The organism is Paenalcaligenes hominis (genome assembly GCF_011927625.1).
GTDB classification, from domain to species: Bacteria; Pseudomonadota; Gammaproteobacteria; order Burkholderiales; family Burkholderiaceae_B; genus Paenalcaligenes; species Paenalcaligenes hominis.
In genome coordinates, this window is sequence record NZ_JAATIZ010000002.1 from 389407 (window position 1) to 402630 (window position 13224).

Annotated in this window: 15 protein-coding genes; 6 read left to right on the top strand and 9 right to left on the bottom strand. The window is 48.3% G+C overall.

Annotated elements, in window-relative coordinates; all coding sequences use genetic code 11:
- Window positions 1–13 precede the first annotated feature (13 nt).
- The 8 genes from atpG to GGR41_RS05940 all read right to left on the bottom strand — a co-directional run bounded on the left by atpG (window position 14) and on the right by GGR41_RS05940 (window position 6510).
- Window positions 14–928, bottom strand: a complete 915-nt coding sequence (gene atpG / locus GGR41_RS05905; RefSeq protein WP_167661271.1) for a F0F1 ATP synthase subunit gamma — start codon at window positions 926–928, stop codon at window positions 14–16.
- 63 nt (window positions 929–991) lie between these two features.
- Complete coding sequence (atpA, locus tag GGR41_RS05910) at window positions 992–2533, bottom strand: F0F1 ATP synthase subunit alpha (protein WP_077734425.1); 1542 nt, start codon at window positions 2531–2533, stop codon at window positions 992–994.
- 36 nt (window positions 2534–2569) lie between these two features.
- Complete coding sequence (locus GGR41_RS05915; protein WP_077734424.1) at window positions 2570–3106, bottom strand: F0F1 ATP synthase subunit delta; 537 nt, start codon at window positions 3104–3106, stop codon at window positions 2570–2572.
- Window positions 3107–3120: 14 nt separating this feature from the next.
- Complete coding sequence (locus tag GGR41_RS05920) at window positions 3121–3591, bottom strand: F0F1 ATP synthase subunit B (protein ID WP_077734423.1); 471 nt, start codon at window positions 3589–3591, stop codon at window positions 3121–3123.
- Between the two features lie 138 nt (window positions 3592–3729).
- Window positions 3730–3972: a F0F1 ATP synthase subunit C gene (gene atpE, locus GGR41_RS05925; RefSeq protein ID WP_077734422.1), complete on the bottom strand. Its 243-nt coding sequence runs from the start codon at window positions 3970–3972 to the stop codon at window positions 3730–3732.
- 108 nt (window positions 3973–4080) lie between these two features.
- A complete protein-coding gene (atpB, locus tag GGR41_RS05930; protein WP_167661051.1) occupies window positions 4081–4962 on the bottom strand; it encodes a F0F1 ATP synthase subunit A in 882 nt (293 codons plus the stop codon).
- 40 nt (window positions 4963–5002) lie between these two features.
- Window positions 5003–5482 carry an ATP synthase subunit I gene (locus tag GGR41_RS05935; protein ID WP_244951438.1) on the bottom strand — a complete coding sequence of 160 codons (480 nt, stop codon included), beginning with the start codon at window positions 5480–5482 and terminating at the stop codon, window positions 5003–5005.
- Window positions 5483–5733: 251 nt separating this feature from the next.
- Entirely contained in the window at window positions 5734–6510 is a 777-nt protein-coding gene (locus tag GGR41_RS05940; protein WP_167661052.1) for an enoyl-CoA hydratase, read from the bottom strand.
- Window positions 6511–6542: 32 nt separating this feature from the next.
- On the opposite strand from GGR41_RS05940, the gene GGR41_RS05945 reads away from it, so the two are divergent.
- Genes GGR41_RS05945 through ttcA form a run of 4 tightly spaced genes read left to right on the top strand, consistent with a single transcriptional unit; the run spans window position 6543 to window position 10434 of the window.
- Complete coding sequence (locus GGR41_RS05945; RefSeq protein WP_167661273.1) at window positions 6543–8318, top strand: M61 family metallopeptidase; 1776 nt, start codon at window positions 6543–6545, stop codon at window positions 8316–8318.
- Entirely contained in the window at window positions 8315–9070 is a 756-nt protein-coding gene (locus GGR41_RS05950) for an SDR family oxidoreductase (protein ID WP_167661053.1), read from the top strand. Before GGR41_RS05945 ends, GGR41_RS05950 begins: the two co-directional genes overlap by 4 nt.
- 18 nt (window positions 9071–9088) lie before the next feature.
- Window positions 9089–9460 carry a dihydroneopterin aldolase gene (locus tag GGR41_RS05955; RefSeq protein WP_167661054.1) on the top strand — a complete coding sequence of 124 codons (372 nt, stop codon included), beginning with the start codon at window positions 9089–9091 and terminating at the stop codon, window positions 9458–9460.
- Between the two features lie 5 nt (window positions 9461–9465).
- Window positions 9466–10434, top strand: coding sequence for a tRNA 2-thiocytidine(32) synthetase TtcA (gene ttcA, locus GGR41_RS05960; protein WP_167661055.1), 969 nt, complete (start codon window positions 9466–9468; stop codon window positions 10432–10434).
- A 13-nt stretch (window positions 10435–10447) separates the two neighbouring features.
- Here the strand turns inward: ttcA and GGR41_RS05965 are convergent, their stop codons facing one another.
- The gene (locus tag GGR41_RS05965) at window positions 10448–11248 is read right to left on the bottom strand and encodes a helix-turn-helix transcriptional regulator (RefSeq protein WP_167661056.1); all 801 of its coding nucleotides are present in this window, start codon (window positions 11246–11248) and stop codon (window positions 10448–10450) included.
- 316 nt (window positions 11249–11564) lie between these two features.
- Between GGR41_RS05965 and GGR41_RS05970 the strand changes: the two genes are divergently transcribed.
- A complete protein-coding gene (locus GGR41_RS05970; RefSeq protein ID WP_077734415.1) occupies window positions 11565–12368 on the top strand; it encodes a thiazole synthase in 804 nt (267 codons plus the stop codon).
- Window position 12369: 1 nt separating this feature from the next.
- Window positions 12370–13200 carry a bifunctional hydroxymethylpyrimidine kinase/phosphomethylpyrimidine kinase gene (gene thiD / locus GGR41_RS05975; RefSeq protein ID WP_167661057.1) on the top strand — a complete coding sequence of 277 codons (831 nt, stop codon included), beginning with the start codon at window positions 12370–12372 and terminating at the stop codon, window positions 13198–13200.
- Window positions 13201–13224: the final 24 nt, after the last annotated feature.

Here is a 13224-nt window from a genome sequence, read left to right on the forward strand (position 1 = left end):
AGCCTAGCGATAATTAAACCGCAGCGGCTCCCCCCACGATTTCAGAAATTTCTTTAGTAATAGCAGCTTGACGAGTTTTGTTGTAGACCAATTGCAACTCATCAATCACTTTTGCCGCGTTATCGGATGCGGATTTCATCGCAACCATACGCGCTGATTGTTCCGAGGCCATATTTTCGGCCACAGCTTGGTAAATTAAGCCTTCTACGTAACGCTGTAATAGATCATCAATTACAGCCTTAGGATTGGGCTCGTAGATGTAATCCCAGCCGTATTCGGACTTATTAGCTTTTTTTGCGGTATTGAGGGCGTCGTCTTCTTTGGACTGAAAAGGATCATTAAGATCGCTAGGCAGCGGTAAGAGACGAATAAAAGTGGGCTCTTGTTTCATGGTGTTTACAAACAAGCTAGTTGCTAGGTAAACGGCATCAATTTTGCCATCCATGTAATCATCAAGCTGCACTTTAATTGAGCCGATCAGACGGTTTAGATCTGGTTCGTCACCCAACTGCACCTCTTGTGAAACCAAGTTCGCACCAATACGTGCTAGCGTCGATGCACCTTTGCTACCGAAAGCTGTGGTCTGTACCTGAACATTTTGATCAGCAAAGTCGCGTAAGCGGCTTAAAACCAAACGTAAAATGTTGGTGTTCAATCCACCACACAAGCCTTTATCGGTGGTAACTACAATCACACCCACGTTTTTAAGCTCTTTGGCTTCAACCATGTAAGGATGAGAGTAGTCAGGATTAGCCTGCATCAAATGTGCAGCAATTTCGCGCACTTTTTCTGCGTAGGGGCGGCCAGCACGCATCCGTTCCTGCGCTTTACGCATTTTGGATGCCGCCACCATCTCCATGGCTTTGGTGATCTTGCTCGTATTTTGTACGCTCTTGATCTTTGTACGAATTTCCTTAATTCCGGCCATCACACTTTCCTGTAAAGGCATTGTTGAGCCTGACTAAGCAGGCTCATTCAATGTGCCTATGAGTTAGAATGCGCCGTTCTTTTTAAAGTCTTCGATAGCAGCAACTAATTCGGCTTCGTCTTCTTTACCGAGCTTGTTGGCTTCGGTAATACGTTGTACCAAATCAGCCTTCTGACTGCGCAAGAAGTCTTTAAGCGCTTTTTCAAATGACAAAATCTGCTCGACTTCGAGGTCATCAAAGTAGCCATTATTGATGGCAAAGAGAGAGACAGACATTTCCCATACTGGCAGTGTGACGTATTGAGGCTGCTTGAGTAGCTCTACAACACGACGACCACGTTCTAGCTGACGACGAGTTGCCTCGTCTAAGTCAGAAGCAAACTGAGCAAAAGCAGCTAACTCACGGTACTGAGCCAAGTCGGTACGAATACCACCGGACATTTTCTTCATGATGTTAGTTTGTGCTGCTCCACCCACGCGAGATACAGAAATACCCGCGTTAATTGCAGGACGAATACCTGCGTGGAACAAGTCTGTTTCCAAGAAGATCTGACCGTCTGTAATAGAAATTACGTTGGTTGGAACGAAAGCAGACACGTCACCCGCTTGGGTTTCAATAATGGGCAAAGCAGTGAGTGAACCTGTTTTACCTTTTACTGCGCCATTGGTGAATTTTTCTACGTATTCAGCGTTTACACGAGCAGAGCGCTCGAGTAGACGGGAGTGTAGGTAGAACACGTCACCGGGGTAAGCTTCACGCCCTGGAGGACGACGCAACAAGAGAGAAACCTGACGGTAAGCCCATGCTTGTTTAGTTAAGTCATCGTAAACGATCAGTGCGTCTTCGCCGCGATCGCGGAAGTACTCACCCATGGTACAACCCGCATAAGGAGCCAAGTACTGCATCGCAGCAGACTCAGACGCCGCAGCGGCAACCACGATGGTGTACTCAAGCGCACCGTGCTCTTCGAGCTTACGTACTACGTTGTTAATGGTAGAGGCTTTTTGGCCCACCGCAACGTAAATACATTTAACATTTTTACCTTTCTGGTTGATGATGGTGTCAATCGCTACCGCTGTTTTACCAGTTTGACGGTCACCAATAATCAACTCACGCTGGCCACGACCAATAGGTACCATGGCATCAATCGCCTTGATACCAGTTTGTAGAGGTTCATCAACAGACTGACGTGCAATTACCCCGGGGGCAACTTTTTCAATAACGTCGGTCTCTTTTGCGTTGATAGGGCCTTTACCATCAATCGGGTTACCTAGCGTATCTACCACGCGGCCTAATAGCTCGGGGCCAACGGGAACTTCTAGAATGCGACCTGTTGTTTTAACGGGGTCGCCTTCGGAAATGCTGGTGTATTCACCTAGAATTACCGCACCAACGGAATCACGCTCTAAGTTTAGAGCTAGACCGAAAGTGTTATTTGGAAACTCTAGCATTTCGCCTTGCATCACATCGGATAGACCGTGGATGCGTGTAATACCGTCAGTAACGGCTACTACCGTACCTTGGGTGCGAACGTCTGTGGACACGCTTAAGCCTTCAATTCGGCTTTTTAGCAGTTCGCTGATCTCAGACGGGTTAAGTTGCATGTTCAGACTCCTGGAATCCTGTATTCTGGCCGGCGATCAAGCTGCCAGTGTGTCGCGCATGCGGGCCAGCTGGGCCTGCACGGAAGTGTCAAGTACTTGGTCACCAACCATTACGCGTACACCACCGATCAGAGCAGCGTCCACGGTCACCTCGGGTATAAGTTTCAAGCCAAACTTCTTTTCTAGAGCACTAACAAGTTTGTTAAGTTGCTCGGGGCTTAATTCAAAGGCGCTTGTAATTTGCGCCAACTCAGAGCCTTCGAGTTGGTGTTTCAATGCCTCGAATTCTTCGTAGATATTGGGTACTACAGTTAAACGCCCATTATCTATGAGTAATTCGAGAAAGTTCCGCGCTTTATCTGTAAGCGGGGTTTTCATCAGACCTGTAAACAGCTCGTAACGCTGTTGGTTAGTGATACCTGGTGTAGTCAGGACCTCGCTAACCTCTGGGTGACCGGCCACCTGAGCCATTTCGGACAACAGGGCCGACCACTGCTCCAGCGTACCCTCTGTGCGCACGGACGCAAAGAGAGCCTCAGCGTAAGGTCTGGCAATAGTCGATAGTTCAGCCATGGCCTGCCTTCAGATTAAAGTTCAGCCTCTAGCTGCTCAAGCAGCTGGGCATGCGCTTTGGAGTCAACTTCGCGTTGCAGGATCTGCTCAGCGCCTTTAACTGCCAATACCGCCACTTCGCTACGCAATGTATCACGTAAGCGTTGCACTTCTTGTGCGGCATCGAGTTGAGCTTGCGCAATAATGCGCGCTTTTTCCGCTTCTGCCTCATGGCGAGCCTGTTCGATTAGCGCAGCAGCTTGCTTTTCAGCTTCGACCAAGCGCGAATGGTTATCAGACTTTGCGGATGCTTCCATCAGACTAATACGTGCCTGAGCTTGTGCTAGGTCAGCTTTGCCTTTTTCGGCAGAGGCTAGACCATCAGCAATTTTCTGGCGACGATCATCGATTGCTTTTGTCAAAGGAGGCCATACGAATTTCATCGTAAACCATGCTAAGACGAAAAACACGATCATCTGAAAAAAGAGAGTCGCGTTTAAATTCACGGTCGTTTCCCTTATATACCACTCGTGTCCGGTACTATTGTGCTACCTGACACCATCTAATCAAGCCGCTTGCGGCGCGCTTATGAGCACCGCTCACGACTGCCTGTCCGCCTTAGGGGCAGCGGACCCGCGCCGCAATTAACCAACAAATGGGTTAGCGAACGCAAACAACATAGCAATACCAACACCGATTAGGAAGGCCGCATCAATTAGACCTGCTAAAAGGAACATTTTGGTTTGCAATGCGTTCATTAGCTCTGGCTGACGAGCAGAGGCTTCTAGGTACTTACCACCCATTAAGGCGATACCGATACTGGCACCAAACGCACCCAGACCGACGATAATACCGCAAGCAAGGGCAACGAAAGCAACGTTGGTCATGACAACTCCTTGGTTAAAAAGCTTATGAGTTCAAAATTACAAAAAAACGGCGTAGCAGAAGAATTCTGCATCCCGAGTCTCGGTGACCGACCAAGACCCGGAAACTGATTAATGGCTTTCGTGAGCTTGACCGATATAAACCAAAGTCAGCATCATGAAAATAAACGCCTGTAAAAGCACGATTAGGATGTGGAAGATAGCCCACACAGAACCCGCTAATACATGGCCAATACCCAAGCCTATGCTTGCGCCATTAAACCCTGTCCATGCACCACCCAATAAGGCGATCAACATGAAAACCAATTCACCAGCAAACATGTTGCCGAATAGTCGCATCCCTAGGGATACGGTCTTTGCTCCGTACTCAATGAGGTTCAAAAGTACGTTAAAGGGTGAAAGCAATACACCTGCAATCCCACCGAAAGAAAAGGGAGCAGTAAAGAGTTCTTTGACGAAACCACCTGGCTTCTTAATTTTAATGCTGTAGTACAAGGTGAGCAGCAATACACCTAGGGACATACCCATGGGTACGTTCAAATCAGCAGTAGGTAAAATGCGATGGTAGTACAGAGGATCGCCTGGCTCGGCACCTAGACCAGTGGTTGCTAAGGTCCAAGGCAGTAAATCAACAGGCAATAAGTCGAGCACGTTCATCAGAACGACCCAAAGAAAAACGGTTAAAGCGAGTGGAGCAACGAATTTGCGCGACTCAGCATTCAGCACAATAGATTTAGCCTGATCGTCTACCCAGCTAACAAGCATTTCAATAGCGGTTTGGAAGCGCCCTGGTACGCCTGGCGTCGCAGTGCGTGCAGCACGATACATAACATAGACAGCAATTAGGCCTGTCAATAACGACCAAAAAACGGAGTCATAGTTGATTATGCTGAAGTTAGCGAGTACATCCTGCTTGGCACCAGTACTATTTAAGTGCACAAGGTGGTGTTGGATGTAATCTGACTGAGGCGTATTAGTACTTGCGGCAGCCATCTGTTATTACCCTGTTATGTTAAAGGCCTAAGCCAAACTATTAAGGCAGCTTGCCCAACGCAAGCAGCACTACGTATCCTTTTAAAACACCTATCAAACCAAACAACAATGCGGGCCAAACTAACCAGTCGCTAAATTGCCATGCAGCCACACCTAAAATGGCTATAGCTGAACCCAATTTGAGTGCTTCGCCCCAAAAAAAGGACATAGCTGTCGCATTGGCTCCGCCCATCAGCCCTATTAGTAATCGCACGGCAAATAGAGAATTTGGTAAGAAATAAGCCCCAGCACCAACTAATGCTGATACTGCCGCTTCGTTACCACCCAGCCACCACGATATGACCACTACGACTAAAGCCAAAAATGCTTGCGCAGTTAATATCTTTACTATGCCTAATGAAGAGCGCTTTGCTAAACGAGCACGTTGCTCTGGCGTTAGTACGATGGCTTCAGTATCTGTTTGACTTTCAACTGTTGGCATCTGCTTTACAGTTTGAGTAGGTTTGTTGACCCGCTGCATATCTTAGTCGTTCCTAATAAAACTAGCAAAAAGCGTTTAAAATCACACCTTTTCGCGCTAAATAGGGAGTACCAGAAGACAGGCCGTCGGTGTCAAGCCCATGAAGTATAGCTTTATTTTTTTGATGTAAGCAAATCTGATTTCATTTTTGTATAACAAAAAACAACCAATTTAGCGTTACACACCAAGGTTTCCTGACTCAAACCCTACTAAAAAGCCTTAAAATCAAGGGCTTGAGCCAGAGTTTCAATTTATTTATTTTTAAACTGAGGTTGACGCTTTTCTACAAAAGCCGCCATGCCCTCTTTTTGATCTTCGGTGCCAAACAGCGCATGGAAATTGCGCCGCTCAAAATGTAGACCTTCTTCGAGGCTGCTCTCAAATGCACGGTTTACACATTCCTTGGCCATCATGACCGACGGCAACGACATGCCGGCAATGGTTTCAGCCAGTTGCATGGCTTCGTCCATCAGGGTTTCTGTTGCGACGACGCGCGACACTAAACCAAGGGCGTCCGCCTCTTCAGCATTTACCATGCGCCCTGTTAAAATTAAATCCATGGCTTTTGCCTTACCTAAGGCACGAGTTAACCGTTGTGTGCCTCCGTATCCAGGAATGACCCCTAATTTAATTTCAGGCTGACCAAAGCGTGCGTTCTCTGCAGCCACTATCAGGTCGCATTGCATCGCTAGCTCGCAACCTCCGCCCAGTGCATAGCCAGCGACAGCAGCTATCACGGGTTTGCGCAAGCGACGTAACGCCTGCCACGGCCCCCCTAAGTAGTCGTCATTATAGACATCGCTAAAATTCCACTGCGCCATCTTGCCTATATCGGCTCCGGCAGCGAATGCCTTCTCATTGCCTGTAATGATCATTACACTGATATTCGGATCAGCATCAAACTGAGCTGCCGCCTGAGCCAATTCGGCTATCAGATCATTACTAAGGGCATTCAAAGCCTGAGGACGGTTTAGTGTTAAAACGCCTACGCGGCCTCGAGTTTCAACTCGCACTAACGATTCACTCACATTGCCTCCAATTATTTACGTAAAATGAAATGATGGAACACGATCACATTCTTTATCGCTTACGCTTTGATGACCTTAACGGGCATCGCATTCATGTACGTTTACGTATTCCTCATCCCAACCCGACAGGTCAGACTCTTTTTCTGCCGGCTTGGATTCCTGGCAGTTACTTATTACGCGATTTTAGTCGCCAAATAGAAAACATTCAGGCTTTTTGTGGAAATCGTCCTCTAGACATACAGAAAGTCGCCAACCATGAATGGCGTTGCGAGCCCTGCTCGGGGGTTTTAGAGGTCGAGTATGTGATCTACGCGTGGGATTTGTCAGTACGCAGCGCCCACGTCGATGACAGCCATGCCTTTTTTAATGGTACAAGCGTTTTCTTGGGCGTAGCAGGTCAAGAATCGCAGCCCTGCTTTGTCCATCTTAGCCCCCCTCAAAATAAAAACGACTGGAAGGTTTACACCAGTCTACCCGAAGCCAAAGGTCACCCTGAAGCTGCACAACGTCATGGGTTTGGGTTGTACGTCGCACCAGACTATGATGCGCTGATTGATCATCCTTTCGAGTTAGGCACCCCCTACTACATTGCCTTTGACGCCTACGGTGTGACTCACGAACTGGTTTTTACTGGCTTCATACCCAACATTGATTTAAAACGTATTGCCGCTGACGTAAAACAAATTTGTGAAACCCAAATTGCCTTGTTTGAGCCCAGCACTCATGAAGTTCCTGTGCTAGATAGTTCAGACCGCTATGTGTTCATGACCTTAGTCACTGCAGATGGGTATGGGGGTCTAGAGCACCGTAGCTCTACGGCGCTTATGGCAGCGCGACACGACTTACCTACCTTGCATTGCGACACCAATACAAAGACCAAAGGCTATCAAGATTTCTTAGGGTTGGTCAGTCACGAGTACTTTCACACATGGAATGTGAAACGCATCAAACCGGCGGCTTTTGCCCCTTACGATTTACTACGCGAGAATCACACTCGACTTTTGTGGGTTTTTGAGGGCTTCACTTCTTATTACGATGAACTCATGCTGTGGCGTTCAGGAGTCATTGATCAAAACACTTTTTTAGAACGCCAAGCCCATGTGATTGGCCTTGTACATCGCACCGGGGGCAGACTGAAACAATCCACCGCAGAAAGTTCATTTGATACATGGACGCGGTTTTACAAGCAAGACGAAAACTCGCCCAATGCGCTAGTTAGCTATTACAGCAAAGGGGCGTTGGTTGCCTTAGCTTTAGATCTTTATATCCAACATCACAGTCAACGACAACACAGCCTAGATGATGTTATGCGCTTAATGTGGCAACGCTATGGGCGTGATTTTTACCGAGGCAAACCAGTAGGTGTTGCTGAAAATGCCATGCCAGAGCTAATCTTCGAGGCAACCGGCGTGGATGTCTCCGATCTCATTACGCGCTATGCGGAAGGCCGTGAGGATCCTCCTTTAGCAGAGCTCTTTGCGTTGCACAACATTGAGCTAAAAGCCGTTGTTAAAGACGCTACCCCCACCTTAAATGTGCGATTAAAAGACAGCGCTGCCGAAGTAAGCATTGCCACCGTGTACGAGTTTGGGGCAGCACATCAGGCGGGGCTTTCTGCTGGTGACGTGTTAATTGCCCTCGATCGTCTGCGTATCCGCTCATCGCAACAACTCCAGCAGCTACTTGCGCGCTACCAAGCCCAAGATACTGTAACGCTAACGGTTTTTCGTGGTGATGAACTCCGTCAATATGAAGTGACCTTAGCCGCACCGGTTGCCGATCATTTTGAACTTATCGCCCAATCATGACGTCACGTAAAACCGCCCTTGTTACTGGCGCCGCTAAGCGCTTGGGTCAACATATTGCATTAAGCCTGGCCGAAAACGGATGGGATATTGCGTTGCACTATCACCAATCGCAAACCGATGCTGAGCAAACGGCGGCGACCTTGCGCGACCTGGGTGTGCGCTGCGAACTATTCAACGCTGATCTGAACCAACCTCAGGCAGGTTTAACATTAATGCAGGCTGTGCACGAGCGCATGGGGCCTATCCAAGCACTTATTAATAATGCCGCCCGCTTTGAGTACGATCATGCGGCTGATTTCTCTGCGGCTTGCCTGCACGAGCATCTGGGGGCAAACCTCATTGCCCCATTAGAGCTGATCAATGCACTGGGCACACAAAAACCACAAAATGAGCCTGTGGTTGCAATAAACCTGTTAGATCAAAAGCTTTGGAGCTACAATCCTGATTTTTTCTCGTACACCTTATGCAAGGCTGCCTTGAAAGCGGCCACAACAATGATGGCCCAAGCGTTGGCTCCACATGTACGAGTGGTTGGCATTGCGCCGGGCCTAACCCTGCCAAGCCATTTACAAAGTGCTGAAGACTTTGAGCGCACCCATAAAATTTCCCCACTGGGCTATGGCAGTCGCGCCGAAGACATTTGCCGTACTGTACTCTATATTCTGCAAACCCCTAGTCTAACGGGCAGTTGTATTGTCGTTGACGCGGGCCAACACCTCTTAGGGCTACAGCAAGACTTCAGCCTGCTTTAATTTTGGAATTGTAGTTTTATGATTACCCCCCCTTTTATGCGTCGCATATTTATTGATCAGCTAGTTATTGCCGCACGCATCGGGATCCTAGAGCATGAGCTACGTGCTACGCAGCCTATCTATGTGAATGCAGAGTTTGATACGGTCGTGACGCAACCCAGTAATGACAAAGACATTGATAGCGTTTTAGACTATAGGCAACTGCGTCAAACCATTATTGATTGCTGTACCCATCAGCACGTCAATCTTTTAGAAACGCTTATCGAGCATACGGCTCAAACCATTTTGCAGCAATTCCCTAGTATTCGTCGCGTTCACCTACGCATCAGTAAACCCCAAGCCTTTTCCGACTGCGCCGGCGTCGGTATTGAACTTGAACTTACCCGCTAACTCTTATGGCTCCTACTCACGACTTCCCCACTAAAGCCGAACTCAAACAAAAGCACGAGAACAACAAACTAGAAAAACGCTTATTACGGGAAACCGGCCGCGCTATTGCTGACTTCAACATGATTGAAGACGGTGACAAGGTTATGGTTTGCTTATCCGGTGGTAAAGACTCGTATGGTCTATTGGATATTTTGCTTAAGCTAAAGGCCCGTGCACCGATCCATTTCGATATCGTGGCGGTAAACCTTGATCAAAAACAGCCCGGCTTTCCAGATGACGTGCTACCTAGCTACTTGGAAGGCATTGGTGTGCCCTACCATATTGAAACCCAAGACACCTACTCGATCGTGACCCGTGTGATACCCGAAGGCAAAACATACTGTTCGTTATGCTCGCGTCTTCGTCGCGGCATTTTGTATCGGGTTGCCGAAGAGCTAGGGGCGACAAAAATTGCTTTAGGTCATCATCGTGACGACATTTTAGCGACCTTTTTCCTCAACTTATTTTACGGTGGTCGCTTAAAAGCAATGCCACCCAAGTTGCAGTCCGATAATGGTCAACATATTGTGATTCGCCCCTTAGCATACGTAGCAGAAAAAGATTTAATTGCCTATGCCAAGTTACGTGAGTTCCCTATTATTCCCTGCAATTTATGTGGATCTCAAGAAAACTTAAAACGCCAAGAAGCCAACCGCATGATCGCAGAATGGGATCAAAAATTCCCCGGTCGTACTTGGAATGTCTTTGGTGCCTTAAACTCGGTAGTACCTTCTCACCTGATGGATCGAGAGTTGTTCGATTTTAGTGGCTTACGGGCTACTGGCACCCCAGACCCAACGGGTGATACCGCTTTTGACAGCCAAGACTTCACGCTGGACCCAGCCACACCTCGTTTTGGCGAGGACGAAGAGCAAAGCGAAGCCGTCTCTGCAGAAAGACCTGCGCCACGGGTGATTCCGCTAAGCCGAATTTGACTCCCCATTGCACCTAAAGTACGGGTAATAACATCACCAGTTTGCAATCACTACGCACAGCTAGCCTGAATGTAAACTGTTGATAGACCCGTCCCCCGTGGATGGGGTGATTAAATTCACGCACCCCTCCTTCGCGCTCGGTGACTTGCTGGCGTCCCCACCATTGAGCAAACACCTGACTTTGTTCTTGAAGTTCGGCTACAACGGCACGCAGCTCTGGCTCATCAACATGAGCCCCCACATCTGCGCGGAACTCAGCGACCACACGTTGAGCACGTCGCTCCCAATCGACCACTAAGTCTCGTGCAGCCGGATCAGTAAAGATATAGCGCAGTAAATTGGGTTTCTCGCTATTGTCTGGCCACCCATCGAACAATTCTAATAACGCCGTATTCCGTGCTAGGACATTCCAGCTCCGATCTAAAATATAAGCGGGTGCCACAATATGATCTACACAATCACTTAACCCCTGCGGTAAAGGCTTTAGCTCGGCGCGCCCAGCCTCGGGGTCAGTACACTCAGCGAGCTCGAACAAATAATGACGCTCAGCCCGCGATAGCTTGAGGGTTTTGGCTAAACGAGCGCAAACGGTCGAGGAAATGGATACATCACGCCCTTGTTCAATCCAGGTATACCACGTCACACTAATTGCGCATAACTGAGCGACCTCTTCGCGGCGCAGCCCGGGGGTACGACGACGCGTTCCCGTTGGTAACCCCCAATCTTGGGGTTGAACATGAGCGCGCGCTTCACGTAAAAAATTCCCCAATGTTTTTCTGCGCAGCGTGGCTGCGTTGGATGACGCCGTACTCATTCTATGGCCTTTTCCGCTAGTAAATTCATCGTGTTTGTGGATTGCTTAGTGTCGGATAATTTTAGCGTGTTTAACCTATCACATTCATGTGAGCAGTAAGAGCACAAAGTGTAGTAGAAAAACGCCCCGTATGAACCACCTGCATGCTGCGATCTGAAGCGCCACCTCGTTCTGTTTTGCCGCAATGCAGCAATTGAATTTTAGTGAGATGCTCAGTGAAATGTGCTTATTTTCAGGTTGAAATCCATTAAATCGTTTATGCTTAGTATCTAGCAGTGATAGCTGTAACGATTTCTCTTTTCAGACGTACTTTATTATGAGCCACACAACCTCAACCGATCCGTTTGTGATCGCAGGTAAAACCTACTCCTCCCGCTTACTCGTGGGCACAGGCAAATACAAAGATTTTGACGAGACGCGCAAGGCAATTGATGTCAGTGGCGCTGAAATTATTACGGTCGCCATCCGTCGTACTAATATTGGCCAAGACCCCAATCAGCCCAGTTTACTCGACTTTGTCCCCCCTTCTGAGTTCACTTTACTGCCTAATACAGCGGGCTGCTATACCGCCGACGACGCCGTTCGTACATTACGTCTCGCGCGTGAGCTCTTAGACGGTCATAACTTAGTTAAACTGGAAGTCCTCGGCGACCCTGACAACTTGTTTCCTAACATGCCTGAAACGTTGAAAGCAGCAAAAGTGCTGGTGGACGAAGGGTTTGATGTAATGGTTTACTGTGCCGATGATCCGATTCAATGCAAAATGCTAGAAGACATCGGCTGCATTGCTATTATGCCTTTAGCGTCGTTAATTGGTTCAGGCATGGGCATTATCAACCCGTGGAATTTACGTTTAATTATTGATCAATCTTCTGTGCCTGTTTTAGTGGACGCAGGGGTGGGTACCGCATCCGATGCTACCGTCGCTATGGAATTGGGTTGCGATGGCATCCTTATGAATACCGCCATTGCAGGGGCTAAAGATCCGATCTTAATGGCAGCGGCCATGAAACACGGTGTACTGGCTGGCCGTCAAGCGTATTTGGCAGGTCGCATCCCACGTAAATACTATGATGCCGATCCAAGCTCTCCTACCGAAGGTTTAATTCACTCTCGTTAACATGTCTACGATTATCCCTAATACTTTATCCATTGCCGGGGTTGACCCCTCTGGCGGGGCTGGCGTGTTAGCTGACATCAAAGCCATGAGCGCCGTTGGTGCCTATGGCACAGGTGTCGTTACCGCACTCACCGCACAAAACACACAAGGGGTTAAGGGCATTTATCCCATTGACCTAAGTTTTATCAAGCAACAAATCGATGTGCTGTTTGAGGACGTACGAATTGATGCGGTCAAAATTGGCATGCTAGGCCAAGAGGCCGTTATCACCACGGTAGTAGATTGCCTCAGCCGTTGGCAACCGCCTCATCTTGTTGTCGATCCGGTTATGGTCGCTAAAAGCGGCGATCATTTACTAGAAAAGGCCGCAACAGCCGCTATGCGCGAAGCCATGCTTCCTTTAGCCACCGTCATCACGCCTAATCTTCCAGAGGCCGGTGTACTGCTTGATATGCGTCCTGCTGAGACCCTAAAAGAAATGTATGGCGTAGCAGAAAAACTGCGTCGTTTAATGGCCGATAAAGGAGACCGTTGGGTTTTTCTTAAAGGCGGCCATCTGCCTGGCTCTGATTGTACCGATTTGTTCTACAACGGAGACCAAATGGTGGAAATGCCAGCCCATCGTATTCAAACCAAAAATACGCATGGTACGGGCTGCACCCTATCGGCGGCACTCGCTGGGCTACTACCCCAAACCGATAATGCCATTCAAGCCGCTAAAATAGCCAAAGAATACCTCTATAAGGCCATTGCGCGCTCAGGCGACCTAAGCGTTGGCTCAGGGCATGGTCCAGTTAATCATTTCCATGCTTGGTGGAAACCTAGCCTTTAATCCACCTAGCGACCACCTAAACAG